Origin of the sequence: Brevibacillus sp. HD3.3A, from assembly GCF_013284375.2 — a bacterium.
Lineage (GTDB): Bacteria > Bacillota > Bacilli > Brevibacillales > Brevibacillaceae > Brevibacillus > Brevibacillus parabrevis.
Genome location: NZ_CP085874.1, coordinates 5,095,464 through 5,111,855, shown reverse-complemented (window position 1 = coordinate 5,111,855; position 16,392 = coordinate 5,095,464). Strand labels below are relative to the sequence as shown.

The 16,392-nt window shown below is 53.9% G+C and carries 14 protein-coding genes and 2 riboswitches; of the genes, 7 read left to right on the top strand and 7 right to left on the bottom strand.

Going from position 1 to position 16,392, the window contains the following annotated elements; translation table 11 throughout:
• Window positions 1-12 precede the first annotated feature (12 nt).
• Together HP435_RS23880 and HP435_RS23875 are read left to right on the top strand one after the other, a co-directional pair.
• Window positions 13-1,197, top strand: a complete 1,185-nt coding sequence (locus HP435_RS23880) for an acetyl-CoA C-acetyltransferase (protein ID WP_173598514.1) — start codon at window positions 13-15, stop codon at window positions 1,195-1,197.
• A gap of 33 nt (window positions 1,198-1,230) precedes the next feature.
• Window positions 1,231-3,009 (top strand): acyl-CoA dehydrogenase family protein, encoded by a 1,779-nt coding sequence (locus HP435_RS23875; protein ID WP_122964414.1) that lies wholly within the window; start codon window positions 1,231-1,233, stop codon window positions 3,007-3,009.
• Between the two features lie 116 nt (window positions 3,010-3,125).
• Here HP435_RS23875 and HP435_RS23870 read toward each other — a convergent pair whose 3' ends face one another.
• Genes HP435_RS23870 through HP435_RS23860 form a run of 3 tightly spaced genes read right to left on the bottom strand, consistent with a single transcriptional unit; the run spans window position 3,126 to window position 6,878 of the window.
• The gene (locus tag HP435_RS23870; RefSeq protein ID WP_229049748.1) at window positions 3,126-4,280 is read right to left on the bottom strand and encodes a Ger(x)C family spore germination protein; all 1,155 of its coding nucleotides are present in this window, start codon (window positions 4,278-4,280) and stop codon (window positions 3,126-3,128) included.
• On the bottom strand, window positions 4,277-5,803 hold the full coding sequence (locus HP435_RS23865; RefSeq protein ID WP_122964415.1) for a spore germination protein: 1,527 nt from the start codon (window positions 5,801-5,803) through the stop codon (window positions 4,277-4,279). Before HP435_RS23865 ends, HP435_RS23870 begins: the two co-directional genes overlap by 4 nt.
• Complete coding sequence (locus HP435_RS23860; protein WP_122964416.1) at window positions 5,790-6,878, bottom strand: endospore germination permease; 1,089 nt, start codon at window positions 6,876-6,878, stop codon at window positions 5,790-5,792. The genes HP435_RS23865 and HP435_RS23860 overlap by 14 nt, the downstream gene beginning before the upstream one ends.
• A 160-nt stretch (window positions 6,879-7,038) precedes the next feature.
• Between HP435_RS23860 and HP435_RS23855 the strand changes: the two genes are divergently transcribed.
• From HP435_RS23855 to HP435_RS23845, 3 genes are read left to right on the top strand one after another with little or no spacing between them, the layout of a single operon-like run.
• Complete coding sequence (locus HP435_RS23855; protein WP_122964417.1) at window positions 7,039-8,586, top strand: spore germination protein; 1,548 nt, start codon at window positions 7,039-7,041, stop codon at window positions 8,584-8,586.
• Complete coding sequence (locus HP435_RS23850) at window positions 8,583-9,683, top strand: GerAB/ArcD/ProY family transporter (RefSeq protein ID WP_173598513.1); 1,101 nt, start codon at window positions 8,583-8,585, stop codon at window positions 9,681-9,683. Before HP435_RS23855 ends, HP435_RS23850 begins: the two co-directional genes overlap by 4 nt.
• A complete protein-coding gene (locus HP435_RS23845; RefSeq protein ID WP_122964419.1) occupies window positions 9,680-10,795 on the top strand; it encodes a Ger(x)C family spore germination protein in 1,116 nt (371 codons plus the stop codon). Before HP435_RS23850 ends, HP435_RS23845 begins: the two co-directional genes overlap by 4 nt.
• 72 nt (window positions 10,796-10,867) lie before the next feature.
• Here the strand turns inward: HP435_RS23845 and HP435_RS23840 are convergent, their stop codons facing one another.
• The 4 genes from HP435_RS23840 to HP435_RS23825 are packed head-to-tail and all read right to left on the bottom strand — an operon-like array spanning window position 10,868 to window position 13,935.
• Complete coding sequence (locus tag HP435_RS23840; RefSeq protein ID WP_063227299.1) at window positions 10,868-11,380, bottom strand: 1,2-dihydroxy-3-keto-5-methylthiopentene dioxygenase; 513 nt, start codon at window positions 11,378-11,380, stop codon at window positions 10,868-10,870.
• Between the two features lie 18 nt (window positions 11,381-11,398).
• Window positions 11,399-12,052: a methylthioribulose 1-phosphate dehydratase gene (locus HP435_RS23835; RefSeq protein ID WP_122964420.1), complete on the bottom strand. Its 654-nt coding sequence runs from the start codon at window positions 12,050-12,052 to the stop codon at window positions 11,399-11,401.
• A 3-nt stretch (window positions 12,053-12,055) separates the two neighbouring features.
• On the bottom strand, window positions 12,056-12,724 hold the full coding sequence (locus HP435_RS23830) for a 2-hydroxy-3-keto-5-methylthiopentenyl-1-phosphate phosphatase (RefSeq protein ID WP_173596709.1): 669 nt from the start codon (window positions 12,722-12,724) through the stop codon (window positions 12,056-12,058).
• Entirely contained in the window at window positions 12,721-13,935 is a 1,215-nt protein-coding gene (locus HP435_RS23825; RefSeq protein WP_173598512.1) for a 2,3-diketo-5-methylthiopentyl-1-phosphate enolase, read from the bottom strand. Before HP435_RS23825 ends, HP435_RS23830 begins: the two co-directional genes overlap by 4 nt.
• Before the next feature lie 168 nt (window positions 13,936-14,103).
• A riboswitch (SAM riboswitch) is annotated at window positions 14,104-14,205 on the bottom strand.
• 200 nt (window positions 14,206-14,405) lie between these two features.
• Here HP435_RS23825 and HP435_RS23820 point away from each other — a divergent pair.
• Window positions 14,406-14,882 (top strand): sigma-70 family RNA polymerase sigma factor, encoded by a 477-nt coding sequence (locus HP435_RS23820; RefSeq protein WP_173596769.1) that lies wholly within the window; start codon window positions 14,406-14,408, stop codon window positions 14,880-14,882.
• Window positions 14,879-16,096, top strand: coding sequence for an anti-sigma factor (locus tag HP435_RS23815; RefSeq protein WP_173596711.1), 1,218 nt, complete (start codon window positions 14,879-14,881; stop codon window positions 16,094-16,096). Before HP435_RS23820 ends, HP435_RS23815 begins: the two co-directional genes overlap by 4 nt.
• 92 nt (window positions 16,097-16,188) lie before the next feature.
• A riboswitch (SAM riboswitch) is annotated at window positions 16,189-16,334 on the top strand.
• The last annotated feature ends 58 nt before the right edge of the window (window positions 16,335-16,392 follow it).

Genomic DNA, 16,392 nt, shown 5'->3' with positions numbered 1-16,392 from the left:
TGAGGGATAACGATGAGAGAAGCAGTTATCGTCGCAGGAGCCCGCACAGCGGTCGGCCGAGCGAAAAAAGGAAGCCTCAGGGACGTGCATCCAGTCGATATGGGAGCGGCGGTCGTTTCCGATTTGTTGCGGCGCGTCCCGCAGCTGGACCCGGCGGACATCGAGGACGTCATTATGGGAACAGCCGTACCGGAGGCGGAGCAAGGCATGAATATGGCGCGACTGATCGGATTGCGCGCCGGGTTGCCGACGAATGTAGCGGGAATTACGATCAACCGTTTTTGCTCCTCGGGCTTGCAGACTATTGCCTATGCAGCGCAGCAAATTATGGTCGGCAGCTCTGACGTCCTGGTGGCAGGCGGGGTGGAGAGCATGAGTCTGGTGCCGATGCTCGGCCACAAGGTCGCGCTGAATCCGGCGCTGGTCGAAACGAAGCCGGAAGCGTACATGAGCATGGGGCACACGGCAGAGGAAGTAGCAAGACGATACAGCGTGACGAGAGAAGATCAGGATGCATTTGCCCTCCGCAGCCATCAACGAGCGACGGCAGCGATCACGTCAGGCAAGTTCCAGGACGAAATCGTTCCGCTGACCGTGAAAAATTACTCCGTCGATGACGCGGGCAAGGTGCATGTTCGTGAAGCTATTTTTGACAAGGATGAAGGCGCTCGTGCAGATACGTCCCTGGAAGCGCTCGCCAAGCTGAAGCCTGTCTTTCACGTCCAGGGCAGCGTAACAGCCGGAAACTCGTCGCAAACAAGCGATGGAGCGGCAGCAGTATTGGTGATGTCAGCCGAAAAGGCAGCCGAGCTGGGTGTCCAGCCGATTGCCAAATTCCGTTCCTTTACGGTAGGCGGGGTCGACCCGGATGTGATGGGAATCGGTCCGGTTGTCGCTATCCCTAAAGCTTTGAGGCTGGCAGGAATCGGCCTGGAAGATGTGGATTTGTTCGAGCTGAACGAAGCGTTTGCGTCCCAGTCGATCGCGGTGATTCGCGAGCTTGGTCTCGACCCGGAAAAGGTCAATGTCAACGGCGGCGCTATCGCACTGGGCCATCCGCTCGGTTGCAGCGGAGCCAAGCTGACCGTGTCGCTTCTGAACGAAATGAAGCGCAGGGGCGGCAAATACGGAGTGGTTACGATGTGTATTGGCGGAGGAATGGGGGCCGCTGGCGTTTTTGAAATGGTCGGAGAGTAGGTACGTCTATTTTCATAAAAGGAGAGGGATAGTATGGCAGATACAAAAGAATTGATCCGCGGTGGGAGCTTTTTGATTGATGCTGGTTCGGCTGACGATGTATTCGTGCCGGAGGAGTACAGCGACGAGCAAAAAATGATCGCGAAAACGACGGAAGATTTTGTCGTCAATGAAGTTCGCCCGCATCTGGAGGAACTGGAAAAGCACAGCTTCGACATTTCCGTGCGGTTGCTGAAGGAAGCAGGGGAATTGGGACTTTTGGCTGGCGATGTGCCGGAGAAATACGATGGGCTTGGTCTGGATAAAGTCAGCACCGCGCTCGTCACCGAGAAATTTTCGCTCGCACGCGGCTTCGCGCTGAGCTACGGCGCCCATGTGGGAATCGGTTCCTTGCCGATTGTGTACTTCGGGAACGAGGATCAGAAGCAGCGCTACTTGCCCGATCTGGCGTATGGAAAACGGATCGCAGCGTACTGCCTGACCGAACCAGGCTCCGGCTCTGATGCGCTTGGCGCCAAGACGACAGCGACTCTTTCCGCAGACGGCACCCATTACATTCTCAACGGGGAAAAACAGTGGATCACCAACGCAGGCTTTGCAGACGTGTTCATTGTGTACGCAAAAATTGACGGCGAGAAGTTCACGGCTTTCATCGTGGAGCGGGACTTCCCGGGCGTATCGTTTGGCCCGGAAGAGAAAAAAATGGGCATCAAATGCTCCTCGACTCGTACGGTCATTTTGCAGGATGTGCCTGTTCCGGTAGCCAACCTGTTGGGCGAGCCGGGCAGAGGCCACGTCATCGCCTTCAACATTTTGAACGTAGGCCGGTACAAGCTGGCTGTTGGGGCGGTCGGCTCGGCGAAAAAAGCATTGGAGCTGGCGACGAACTACGCGAAGGAACGCAAGCAGTTTAAAACACCTATCGCCAACTTCACGCTGATCAAAAACAAGCTGGCGAACATGGCTACCAAAGCGTACGCCGCAGAAAGCTCCGTCTACCGGACGGTTGGCTTGTTCGACACCGCGCTTAGCCGCCTGGGCGAGAAAGCGGATGACGGCGCGGAAGTAGCGAAGGCGATTGCCGACTACGCGATCGAATGCTCGATCAACAAAGTGTTTGCTACGGAAGTGCTGGACTACTGCGTGGACGAGGGCGTGCAAATCCACGGTGGCTACGGCTTCATGTCGGAATACGAGATTGAGAACATGTACCGCGACTCGCGGATCAACCGGATTTTTGAAGGGACGAATGAAATCAACCGCTTGCTCATCCCGGATACGCTGGTGAAAAAGGCGATGAAAGGCGAACTGCCTCTCATGCAAGCAGCGACGAGCTTGCAAGCCGAGCTGATGAGCTACTACCCGGAGGAAATCGAGGATGCGCCGCTTGCTGTCGAGAAGCATCTGCTCGGCATGACTCGCAAAATCATTTTGATGGTCGCAGGCTCTGCGCTGATGAAATACCAGCAAGCGATCTCCAAAGAACAGGAGCTGCTCGCTTTTGCTGCCGACATGCTGATCGAGCTGTACGCGATGGACAGCATCGTGAAGCGTACGGAAAAAGCGGTTGCCGCAAACGGACTGGAAGCCGAGCAGCACAAGCTCGCGCTGACAGCAGTGTATGTGCATGAAGCGTTTGACCGCGTTGAGGCGTGGGCCAAAGAAGCGCTCGCTGCGATGGAAGAAGGCGATGAACTGCGCCTGCGTCTCTCCATTTTGAAAAAATTGACTCGCCGCACACCGATCAACACCGTTGGATTGAAGCGGGCGATTGCTGATCGCGTGATCGAAGCAGGCGGCTACGTCGTATAAGCTAAAACAGGCACGAAAAAAGAGCAGGGACATATCTCTGCTCTTTTTTGTGTGCGAAAAATGTCCCGCCGACTTTTCTGATACGGGAGATGTTTGCTTGCAGTCGACGGAGTGCCTCAGTTGGCTTGCTTCACTTTCGAGATGCCCCCGTTGTTTAGCTTCACCTGAACGTTGACGGCAGACAGCGATTCTTGCGAAAGCGGGAGCGCGTTGTTTTTCTGCAATCGTTTCCACTCTTGCGGGTATTTGCGATAGAGAGCGTGTCCCAGCTGCAAGGTGTCGATGTTATGTTTTCGGCCCTTTGCAAAAAGCGCCCGTACTTCCGCCTCGATTTTTTTCGCTGCTTCCTTTTCGATTTCATTGATCGGCCCGACTGTCACTACCTGCGTGATATAGCCAGTGGCGTGAATGTCGATGGCGAAGGTTACGGTGCCGTTTTGCAATCGTGGCTCGATTTTCACTTTGGGCTTTTCGAGGATGGTCATCGCCAGCAGTTGCCCTCCTTTGCTGATCCCTAGCAGTGTCCGGACGGTGTGTTCATCGAGCCAGCGCAGCCCCAGCAAGTCTGAGCGCGGCCAGCAGCCTCGGGACTCCAAGTTTTGCAGCAGGCATGCGCCGATCATCTTTAATTTGGGCAACGCTTTCTTGTCTTCGCTCCAGCTGTTTCGGTTGATCGAAAGAATCGGGACGTAGACAACGAGGTTCGGTTCATCTCTTCTCGCGATGAATTGAAACAGCTTCATCGGACGCAGCACAGAGTTTTGCTCATACAGATCGGATGGATTCGCCAGTTGCGAGTAAATCACAGGCAAATCGAACACCTGCTTTGCATTGAAAATGTCGATAATCGGGTCTTTGGTGGCAAACGTCCAGAGCGTGTAGCGAAACTCGTAAAAACGGTCCAGCTCGTCCAAAATCTCCTCCATATGTTTCTTTTCCAAGGCGCTTTCACTAAAGACGATGGAGCGGATATGGCTCCAGGTCATTTGCTTTTGGCTGGTGGGATAAATGTTGAACAGCGCGTTTACGAACGTTTTGCCAGTTCCTTTGGCCACAGCCGATCCACTGGTGGAGCGCGCGCCGCCAGCTTCTGTTTTGGCGATGCTGGAAAAGCTCAAGATTTGCGCGTACACGACAAACTCATCGTTAACGTAATCGATGCCGAGGGCGTTGACGTAAAGCAAATTTTCAATTTCCCGCGCGTTCCAGCAACCGCAGAGCAAAACAGGGAAAACGAGTGTGATTGCAATCGCTCGAAGGTGGGGCATCATCGTTGGCCCTCCCCTTTTTCCGAAGGGTCGTGCAGGAACTCGGGACTTCGTTCGGCTTTGCGCCATGGCGTGCGAAACACGGTTTTGTACAAATCGGGCCAGAAAGTCGGTGCGAGCGGAGACAAGTAATACAAGCCAAAGGAACGCATGTTGGCAAAGTACAAAAGTGTCGCCAGAGCCGAGATCATAAAACCGAACATCCCCAAAAGCGAGCAGACTACGCTGATGCCAAGCCGGAGCAAGGTGATCGTTCCGACAATGTGCTGGTTCGTCAGGGTGAACGTTGCCATGACAGAAAGCGCCACAATTACAAGGCTGCCTGTAGAGGTCAGTCCGGCTGAAATCGCAGCTTGTCCGACGATCAATCCGCCGACGACCGAAAGCGTTTGGCCGATCGCCATGGGCAGACGCAGGCCAGCCTCCTTGAACAGCTCAAACAGCAGCACCATGAGCAACACTTCGAGGGCAGCAGGCAACGGCACTCCTTGCCGAGATTTTACGATGGTGGCGATCAATGTGTAGGGCAGCTGTTCCTGATGATAAGTGATCAGGGCGACCCAAAAGCCGGGCAAAAACAGGGCGATCAGCACGCAGAAAATCCGCAGAAACCGGACAAAGGCGATCGAGAAGACAGAGGAGCTGGCATCTTCTGCGGCGTTCAGCAGCATGGAAAAGTTGACAGGGCCGATCAAGGCGGTCGGGGAACCGTCAACTAAAATGGCAAAACGTCCTTTTAACAAAGCGTTGGTCACGTAGTCAGGTCTTCCCGAGTATTGGTACTCCGGGAGCAGTGTCAGTGGGGTGTGGGACAAATTCTCTTCTACTTGCAACCCGCTGATGATGCCCTTGCTGCCCAACTTATCCAGGCGCGAGCATATCTCGCGTTCCAGCTCCGGCGCGATCTGGTCTTTCAGGTACAAGAGACCGACTCGTGTGTGGGTGTGGCTGCCTAGGATGTATGGGAGATACTTCAACTGGTGTGTCCGCATTCTTTTGCGAATCAAAGCCAGATTCGTACTGATCTCCTCCGTGAACCCATCCCGAGGTCCGCGGATGGACACATCGGTATTGGACTCTTCGGGATCGCGCTTGGGCGGATTGCCTGTCTCGACGTAAAAAGCGATTTGAAACTCCTCGAACACCATGAGCAGGTTTCCGCTAAAGACGTGCCTGCAAATCCAGCCAATATCGGTCGGGTACGTCAACTCGTTCATGAAAAACAGCTTTTTCTCGCGCAAATCATCTGCGCTCCTGATCTGCTCGTCGGAAAACAGCCGGGTCAACTGCGGCATCAAATATTCGCTGATCCGATCCAGGTCACAAATGCAGTCGGAGTATACGAAGGAGACATAGCAGGGCTCGGGGCCAGGGATCAATGTATGTTCCTCGATGCAAACGTCATTGCAGTCCGTAAACAGCTCATGAAAAGACCGCATGCTAAGGGAGGAAAGCTCTGCATGGTCCGCTGTGGCAGTAGAGTGTTCCAGTATCTGCTTCACCTTGGCAAACCTACGATTTTTCATGTGGCTTCCTCCTTGGGGCAAAGGCTGTCAGGAGCGCTAGCAAAAGGGAAAGCGATACAGCCAGGACGAGCATGGCAGGCAGAATCAGCTTGGACAGTAAACTGTAAAATTCAATCGTACTGATCGGATAGAGCGAAAGCACGGTCGCGAGGAAACAAAGTCCGAGCAGCCACCAGAAGCGCGAGCGTCCTTTTGGAATTAAAAAAACATCGACAATGAGGAGCAGGGATAGGGAGACGCGTGTGAACGCTCCGCTAAACCACTGGTAGATGCTCAAAAAGTCCAGATGCTCAATGTACAGGCCAATGTTGGCCAGCCGCCATTCCTCGTAAGCCGGATAGCGCAGCTTGGTCGCCTCCAGCGGCCCGAACTCCACGATGGCGCCAATGGTCGGTCCGATGGTCAAACCGATGAAGATGACAGCAAGCAAAAAAATTTGATAGTAAGGCATTGGAGCGCGCAAGTGATGTTTGATCAGCAAAAACAAGATCATCTCGGTAAAGCCTGCCCCTGCGTACACCATGCCTTTGGCTACAGGCGCCAGGCCATCTTCCATGATCGGGAGCAGCAGACTGTAGTCTTTGTTTTGGAAATTGGTCGCCATCACGAAAAATCCGAGCACTACGACAAAGGGCAATAAAACGGTCGAAGTCACGGCAATCGACCGGATGCCGAGCAAAGCATTTCCCAGGCAAAGCAGGGCGAACAGACCTGCATGGACAGAGAGCGGGGTTTGCGGGGCAAAAGATAAATTGATCCACGTGACCGTATCCGTCAAGGTGGTCGTGGCGATGACAAAGCAATAGAGCGAGATCAAGATGGCCAGAAAGTAAGCGACAGCCGGGCCATAGCGCTGCTTCATCCATTGCAGGAGCGGCTCGCTGCCTGTTTTGCGGTAAATGAAATAGAGCAGAGCCGTCCAGATAAGGTATAAGACGCCTGCAAACAGGACGGATATCCAGGAATCTCTTTTGGCCGAGTCCAACATCATGGGGATGACCAGAACGTGATTCATCAGTCCATTTGTCAGCATCAGCATCACTACGATTTGGGTAAAGGCTAGTCCATTTTTCATGAGTCTCCCGCCAAACTGTTCCAGTTCTCCTGTCAGTATTTGCAGGTCGTTTGGATTTATGCGATTTTCGCGTTCGCTTGTGAGAAGTTGAATGCATATTTTTGGAATCAGTCACGAACGCTAATACAACAAACTACGCAGAGGATGGGAACCAAAACAGATGGGGATGAGAGGATGGCTGAGACGAAGAAGGGCATCGGCAAAAGACAGATTCAGTCACTCTTCTGTCCCGGTGCCTGCGCGTGAGATCAGTGACAGTTTAAGCGATAACATCACAGAGTTGCGCACGATGTTTACCCTGACGCCCGATCTAGTAATCCGCACGTTCGAGAGCAAGTTTGTCGAGGGAAGCGTCGCGCTAGTCTATTTGACGGGTTTGGTAGACAAAAGCTCGGTGAACAACAATGTGCTTCGGCCGCTTCTTTCCCAGCAAAGCGAAGGGCCTGCCAGCATCTACGATCTTTTGTCCGTAGGAAAAGTGTTTAATATATACGATTTTCACGAGGTCGAAAGGCAGATTCTCGATGGCAGCAGCTTGCTGTTTATCGAGGGGCGCAAAGAAGCGCTCGCTGTCGAGACACATGGCTGGCCGCAGCGCGCCATCGAGGACCCTCAGCTTGAAGCGTCCTTGAAGGGAGCGCATCAAGGCTTCGTCGAGACAGGGATGCAAAACATCGCCTTGATCCGCCGCTATCTTCCCAATCGGGAGATGAAGATCAAGGAGTATTGGGTGGGGGACAGGGCGCCGACAAGGGTGTCGCTGCTGTTTTTGGCAGATGTGGTTCATCCCGAGGTGCTGCAAGAGTTTGAGGATCGAATCAAGCTGATTCGGATCGATTCGATTTTGAACACGGGAGAGCTGGAGGAGTTGGTGGAGGACAACCCGTACTCGCCTTTTCCGCAATTCATGATGACAGAACGGCCGGACTCGGTTGCTTCGCACATTTTGCAGGGAAAGGTTGCTGTTGTCGTCGATCGCTCTCCCAGCGTTTTGATCGGCCCTGCGACCTTTGCCTCGTTTTTTCAAAATGTGGACGACTACAGTACCCGCTGGCTGGTCGCCACTTTTATCCGGCTGTTGCGCTTTATGGCGTTTCTGGTGGCTACCTTTTTGCCAGCCGTCTACATCGCGGTGATCTCTTTTAACTACGAGGTCATTCCGCTCGACTTGATTTTGTCAGTGGGAGAGTCGCGGGAGAGAGTGCCGTTTCCTCCCTTGCTGGAAGCGATGATCATGGAACTGACGCTGGAAATGTTGCGGGAAGCCGGGGTGAGGCTGCCTGCGCCGATCGGACAGACGGTGGGCATCGTCGGCGGTATCGTTATCGGACAGGCGGTTGTACAGGCCGGGATCGTCAGCAACATCATGGTGATTGTAGTCGCTTTTACCGCGATCTCTTCCTTTATCATCCCGAACTACGACATGGCGTCAGCAGTGCGGCTGCTGCGGTTTTTGATGATGGGACTGGCTGCGATGTTCGGGATTATTGGCATTGTGATCGGGATGATGGGGCTGATCGGTCATTTGATCTCGCTGGAATCTTTGGGCGTGCCTTACGGAAGTCCGCTGGCACCCGTACGATTTTCAGACTGGAAGGACTTGTTTCTGCGCTTGCCGTTGTGGAGCATGAAAAATCGTCCGGCCAGCGCCCGCGTCGTCCAGTCCAAGCGTCAGGGGGATAACCGTCCTCGGGGGGATGGCGAATGAAAAAATACGCATTTAACGAGCTGACTGTCCTCCAGTACGTATTTTTTATTCATGGAACACAAGTGGGGATCGGAGTCTTGTCCATGCCGCGAGAGTTGGCCGAGGAAGCGGGAACGGACGGATGGATTTCCATTCTCATTGGCTGGGTATGCGCTACTGTGGCAAGCCTCCTCATTGTGAACATCATGAAGCGCTATCCGGGCAAAACGATCGTCGATTTGATTCCCGTCTTTTTTGGCAAATGGCTGGGAATGGTCGTTTCCGCGCTTGTCGCCTGTTATTGCGCCCTCGCCGCCATGACGGTAATCGCCAACGGGATCGGGATTGTGAACGTGTGGATTTTGTCCCAGACGCCAGGATACGTTTTGGCGATATTGACGGTGATCCCTACCTATATGGTTGTGCAGGGCGGGCTGCGGGTGCTGGGACGGTATGCCGAGTTGATTTTTTACTTGACGCTGTGGATGCCGATCGTTGTCTTTTCCATCTTGCCGTATTCCAATTGGCTTCACTTGCTGCCTGTGCTAAAAGAAGGGTGGATGCCGGTTTTCTCCGCAACCAAATCGACGATTTTGTCCTTTCTCGGGTTTGAGCTGGCGTTTTTTCTGTACCCGTTTTTGCAGCGAAAACAGTATGCCTCGCTGGGAATTGTGGTGGCAAACACATTGTCCATGCTGATTTTTATGCATATTACTGTGTTCAGCTTTTCCTTTTTTAGTCCGGATGAAATCACGCAATATACGTGGCCGACACTCAATTTGTGGAAAGTAATCGAGTATCGCTTTCTGGAGCGAATCGACATCATTTTTCTTGCGTTCTACTTGTTCTTTTTGTCGACGACCACGCTGCCGTACATGTATTTTACGGTGTTCACGACGAGCCAAATGGTCGGGTCAGCCGATCATCGCAAGCACTTGTTCATTCTGATGATCCTGATCGTCGTGGGAGCCTGGCTGTATACGCCCACGTTCATCGATCTGAAAAAGTGGAGCGAGGTGTGGAGCATGACTGGAATGGTTGGCGGATACATCATCCCCGTGATCTGGTGGCTGGCGATCCAGTTGTTTCGGCGCGGAAAAGGGGGGCAAAAGGGATGAGCAAAGCCGGAAAGCTGCTGTTGATCTCGGCGCTGTTTTTCTTTTTGTCGGGCTGCATGGATCGAATCGATTTGGAAGATGCGACGATTACGCTGATGGCCGGAGTTGACGTGAATGAGAAGGATGAGCTGCTGTTTTATTTGTCCAGTCCGGTTTTCAGCCGAGAAGCGAAGAAAAAAAGCGAAGAATTTGGCGTAAAAGCGGAGTCTTTCCGACAGGCGCGGGCACGATTGGACGAGATGGTGACGGGGCTTACTCTTTCAGGGAAAATCCAGGCGATCGTGCTGGGAAAGCGACTTTTGGAGCACCCTGACTGGTTCAAGATTCTCGACGTCATTTTCCGTGATGCGCGCTTTACGGTCAACGCCCGGATGGTCTATTTTGACGGCGAGGTAGGTGACTTGTTTCACTTTCAACCGCCAGACAAGCCGAGGCTGTCCCTGCATCTGACCAAGCTGATCGATACCGCTAATCAGCGGAATTTGACCGTGCGGACGAGGGCGCAAGATTTTCATCGGCAAATGTTTGAAAAAGGGATTAATCCAACCATCACGGCTGTGGGCAAAGAAAAAGCGATCAAGATTTTGGGAACAGCGGTGCTGAGCAAGGAGGGCACGTATGTCGAGCTGCTGCAAAGTCAGGAAACGATGCTGCTCCAGTTGTTTCTGCACGGAAAAGAGGGCGAAGTGACCTTTACGGTGCCGATCCCTGCGCCCAATGACAGCAAAAAGATGATCAAGCACAGAGTCAGCCTCATCGCAAAGCAAGCATCCAAAAAAGTGAAGACGACCTTTCGGGACGGCAAGTTTCATTTCGAAGTAAAGATGAAGTTCGGCGGCGGTATTTCGGAGAGATTGTTCCCTTTTGACATGGAAAAGGATTATAAGGACATGGAGCAGATGGTTAATGCGGAGCTGCGCAAAGAATTTGAGAAACTGGTCGTGAAGTGCCAGCAAAATGAAGTCGATCCATTCGGATTCGGGTTGTACGCGCGAGCGCATGCGTATCAGGAGTGGAAAAAGGTGCAAGATAATTGGCCCAAAGCTTTTGCCCAGGCGGAAGTGAAGTTCGTGCCGGAGCTGTCGATCAAGGGCAACGGCGTCATCCGCTAAAATACGTTAAAAGAAACAAGAACACCCTGGTGCAGCATTCGCTCCAGGGTGTTTCGCATTCCGCACTTTGTATTAGTAGATAGCTTCCCAGCCAGCAGGTGTGACAAACAGACGGATCGCTTTGATTTTGCGGTCATCCATCAGCGTGAAGTAGTGGCGGAAGTTCGGCGGTACCGAAATCAGATCGCCAGGGGAAAGCTCAACGTCGAAGTAACGTCCGTCTTTTCCTTTGATCGCGAAAATGCCGTGCCCGTCTACGCAGAAGCGGCACTCATCATCTGTGTGGTGATGCTCGCCTTTGAATTTTACCAACAGCTCGTCGAGGTTCGGCGTTTTGTCGGAGAGGACGATAATATCGGCAGTCAAGTAGCCGCGGCGTTGGCTGATCGCATCGATTTCCGGCTTGAAGGTGTCGAGAATTTCTTGCTTTTCTTCGTCTGTCGGGCTGTAGTTGTCGCGGTGCTTCGGATCGAGGCGAGCTACATCCCATTTTTCATAAATGATTTCTTGGGTGTCCAGGAAGGAAATGACTTCCTCCGGAGCGGAAATGTACTCGTTGTTGTCGTGGAAACGAATTTGTGCCATGATGCTTGCCTCCCTTGATTAGTTGGATGTAGTGGACACGACAGCTTGGCGCAGCTGCAGCCAGCGGGCGTGGTACTCAAACAGAAATTCAAATGCTTCCAGGTGGCGCTTCGCTTCAAAGTCGTTGCCGCCCCAGGCGTAAATGCCGTGGTTGCGGATCAGAACACCCGGAATTTCCGGGGTGATGACTTTTTCGATCGCGGCTGCGAGGGTCGGAATATCGGCAAAGTTCTCAACAATCGGAACAGTGATCCGCGCATTTTCCTCCCAAATCCCAAGGCCCTTGATCAGCTCCTGGCCTTGAATGGTGAAAGCCCGTTGGCCGAAGTACAGCTCGGAGATGAGATTGTTCCAGACCGTATGGACGTGGAAGCAGGCACCTGCTTTGGCAAACTTTTGATAGACGACTGCGTGGATCAACGTTTCGGCGGACGGCTTGAGCGAGGTTGCCTCCACGGGACGGGAATCTTGATCGACCACCAGATAGTCTTCCGGCGACAGCTTCGTCTTGTCCTTGCCGCTTGCCGTCACGGCAAATTGCAGCGGCTCGTCTTGAATCTTGATGGAGAGATTGCCGCTTGTGCCGGGAAACCAGTCCCGGCGGGCAAATGTCAGCTTGGCGTCATCGAGACGACGAAACGCGTCCAGACGCTGTTCGAGTGTTGCGGTCATGTGTCAGACAACCTCCTGTTTCAGTTGCGTAAGTGTGGCGATCACGTCGTGGAAGGTGGCGAAAGTGCTGTGTGACAGCTGTAGCTCCTCGGCTTTTTGCGCGAGGAAGGAGCGGGCGATCACGAAATCGGCAATTTTGGCGCCAGCCAGGTCAGTGATGGAATCACCAATGACGACACGATAGTGAGTGGCGGGATCGTAGCGGCGAATAATGGTTGTCTTGCACATGCCACAGCCGTTTGTGCAATGCTCGTCGCAGGAATGCGGCCACGTAATCGTGATGTTCTCTCCGGAGAAGTCGCTGCCGTTGCAGTAAATCGGGACATGATCCAGATCAAACGGGGCGAGGATCGGCTTTACGAAAAAGTCGATGCCGCCGCTCGTGATCAGCAGCTCGATGCCTTCCTCGCGGCAAAAGCGGACAAAATCGGCAAAGCCGGGGCGAATGGTCGCTTCGTTCACGATGTAGTCCACAATGTCCTGGCGCAGGGAGGAGGGCAAGAGCTGAAACAGCTTGCCGACGCCTTCCTGTACGCTGATTTTTTGCGACAAAATTTGTTCGGTAAGAGCTTCCCACTCAGGGGGAGCGAATTTTTTTACAATCGCGACGATGTTGTCTTTTTCCGTAATCGTTCCGTCAAAATCGCAGAACAGCACGAGCTTTTTGCTCATCGTGCGCCACCCCATTTCTCCAGGGCTGCCGCCAGTTCAGGCGATTGGTTCGCCGCTTCTTCCAGGCTGTGTCCAGCCGTGACTGCTGCGATTGCATCGACGAACGCTTTGGCTCCTGCGGTAGCGCCGCCCGGATGTCCGTGAATGCCGCCGCCAGCATTGACGATTTGGTCCAGACCGAAATCCGCATAAAGCTGCGGGACGAGTCCCGGATGGATGCCGGCTGATGGAACCGGGAACGAGCGGCGCACGCCTTCCAACGGAGTGGTCAAGTTGGTCGCCAGTTGCAGCGCTTCTGTTTTGTCCAGGGCGACGTTGCCGTATGGCGACGGGAACAGCACCAGGTCTGCTCCGGCAATTCGCATCAGGGTGCCGAGCAAAAGCGGAGTGGCGATCCCGTAATCAGGCGACGGATAGTAAGCGCCAGCGAGAGCGGGGTGGGCCATGATCGGGATGTTGACGTCCGGATCGGCTGCCAGGCGGTGCAAGGCATCGAAGCCAAAAGCGAGGACGTTGAACAGCAGGCAATCTGCGCCAGCTTCCACGGCACGCTTTGCTTTTTCGTTCAGCTCGTTGATCGGGCCAGTCAGGTTGGCCGCGTAGAGGACAGGCTTGCCAGTTTGCGCTTCTGTCTCCTGCGCGATCTCCTTGAAGGCGCGGATACGCTCCAAAAACGGCGCGCGATCGTCTGCGAAGAAGATTTCGTCATCTTTGACCAGATCGACGCCACCGAGCGCCTGTGCCCGGAATTGCGTCTTCAAATCTTCGAACGGAAGACCGAGGCAAGATTTGAAAATGCTCATCAACAGCGGGCGGTTTTGTGCATCCAAACGTCCGCGCAGTCCGTCAATGCCGAACTTTGGTCCGGGAAAAGCTTGTAGAAACGACTCAGGGAAAGTGATGTCCACCAGCTTGATTTTTCCGTCCATGGACAGTTTCCCGAAGATTCCGGTCAAAAGCGAAGGAATGTCGTGCGTAAAATTGCGCGTCGGGTAACTGACGGTGATCAGTCCGCGCGTCTCGCCGTTTTCCAATGTCTCAAGCGGCGTAGCGCTCACGGCTTCCCCGAGATAAGGAGCCAGCTCAGCTTGCTTCGCTGCGGGCAAATCCGTCCAGGAGCCGACCGTCATGCCAACGGCGATGGCGGCTGCTTTTTTGTGTAAGTCTTTGGCTTGCGTCAAATAAGTGACGAGGATGCGTTGATCACTCATGCTAGTCCTCCTTGGGCAGCTTGAAAAGTTTCGTGAAGCTTTCGGGCATGTAAAAAAGCCTCCCCAGAGCGGGGAGGCGGTTGTCGACTATAAAAACGTCTCGTCTCCTCTCATCTCTCGGGTCAGTAGTCGGGACAGAAGACGCAGCAATGCCGCTTCTCGTACCGACTCTTATCCGTTGGAATTAGCACCGTTTCGCTATTCAAGAAAAAAATAGCGCCGGTTGCCGGGCATCATAGGGCCAGTCCCTCAGCCAGCTCGCGATAAGAGTTATGTGGTTCACAGGCCAGTCAGCCGTGTGTGCTACACCCATGATATGACTTCTGTTGTCCGTAGTCAATCTTTGTTTTTTGCCGGAATGTGCTCTCTGTAGAGAGGGAAAAAGTGGCCGGAAGTGAAACTTTTTTCGCTAGAGGGCGTGGTACGTAAAGAAGGGATGTGGAGGCATTGGGAAAGTAGGCTTGGAGTATGTGTACCAGATGCACGTAAACGACATATACCGCTACCTTTTCCGGCTGACACGCGATACCAGGCATGCGGAGGACTTGACGCAGGAGGTTTTTTTCCGGGCGTATGCCTCCCTGGAAGACTACCGCGGCGAAAAGGTCAGGCCATGGCTGTTCAAGGTCGCTTACCACGCTTTTATCGATTGGCACCGCAAGCAAAAGCGCCGCCCGGTCGACTACATGGAAAAGATGCCGGAACGACCGGACGCATCCGCGAGCGACCCGGCGGAACTGTTGGTCGCTCAGGAATTGTGGAAAGAGGCATATGCGCATCTGGAGCAATTGCCGCCCAAGCAACGACAGGTCATTTTGCTGTCAGCCATGCAATTTTCCTACGCGGAAATGGCAGAGGTGTTGGAGATCGAACTGGCGGACGTCAAACGCTCGCTGTTTCGCGGTCGGCAAAAGATGCGGAAGCTGTGGAAGGAGGAAGGGCCATGACGCACCAAAACGGTCATGATCGCGAGCAAAAGCTGCTCGCTTATTTGAGAGGGGAACTGACAGGGGAAGAAGCAAAGCGGCTTGGCGAGGAGCTGGCAGCCGATGAGGCATGCGCAGAGCGGCTGGAGCGGCTTTTGCTGGGCGAAGAAGGAGAGCAGCAACCACGGGAACTCGACGCGCTGGACGAGGGCGGGCACAGCCAGCTTTCCGAAGCGAAGCAGAGGGCGATTGTCCGGCGGGGAAAATGGAAAAATCGCTTGCTCAGTTCCGTGTACGCTTTTGCCATCCCGTTTGTAATTGGCGTGGTATTTCTGGGCGTCAACGGATGGGTAGGGTCGTCGATGCACGATGATCTGCACCGGGTAGCGAAGGACATGGTCAATTTTACGCAGCCGGGTGTCAGCGTGGGCAGCAGCGGCGCGCAGGTGGGACTGCTGTACGGCAGCATCCAGATGGAGCTTCGCGAGCGAGTAGGGGCGGACATCAAAAACGCAGGCCGCTTTGAAAGCACCAACGTGTTGTGGAACGTCAACGCCAAGCCGCAATGGACCAACGGAGTGAGGGAGCAAAAGCTGTTTTTCCGCTATCCGCTTCAAAGCGGGCAAAAACCGGACGCAGACGAACTGGCGCATTGGCGCACGCCAGCCTGGACGACTTTGGAGAAGCTCCCCGAAGGAACCGTTGCCCAGTTGGCTGTCTCTTTTGCTGATTTTTTGACGTACGAGCAGTATTATGAGCGAATCTCCCGCTACATCAGCTCCGCCAACCAGGATACGGTCTGGTTGGCAGTGGACACCGGAGTGGAAGCCAGGCACGAAGACCAAAAAGACGGCTACCTGCTCTTGGGGCCGGGAGAAGCATGGGGATTTGCGGAGCACGAGCTGAATTACGGAGCGGCTCCGATTCAGGTCAACGGAGAAGGAAGCCGACGGATGGCAGCCTTTTTGGGGGAAATGGCCTACCTTGTCGAGCAAAAAAGCCTCGCGCGCGACATGGGACAATATTTGGTCTCGCGAAGCGATCCGCAAGTCGAGGAGCGCTATCGCTACTTGCAGGAAAAAGGCGTTCGCCTCTACGGAGCAGTCCTGACCGGACCGACGAAGGAACTGCTCAAACTCAAGGATGAGAAGTCGATTACCGCTGCCTTTGTCGGCCAAATTGACTGGTGGAACTGGGATCGCCCGGCTGCTTCCGGCACTCAGCACGTCTGGTAGGAGAGAAGCGCGGTTTGCGAAAAAAGGGTGTTGACATCGTGGAACGGCAGGTTGTATGATTCAAACTAAATCAAAACCGCATACGTTTGGATACCTTATCCAGAGAAGGTGGAGGGACTGGCCCGATGATACCCGGCAACCGACACGACGCTATTTCAACGCGAGCAGCGGCTGAAACAAAAAGCGACGTGCACGGTGCTAATTCCTGCAGAAACAAAAGTGGTCTGGAAGATAAGGGGGACATGACACGTTTATTATACGTGGCGACAGCGACCTCTTTTCTTCGGGAAAGAGGT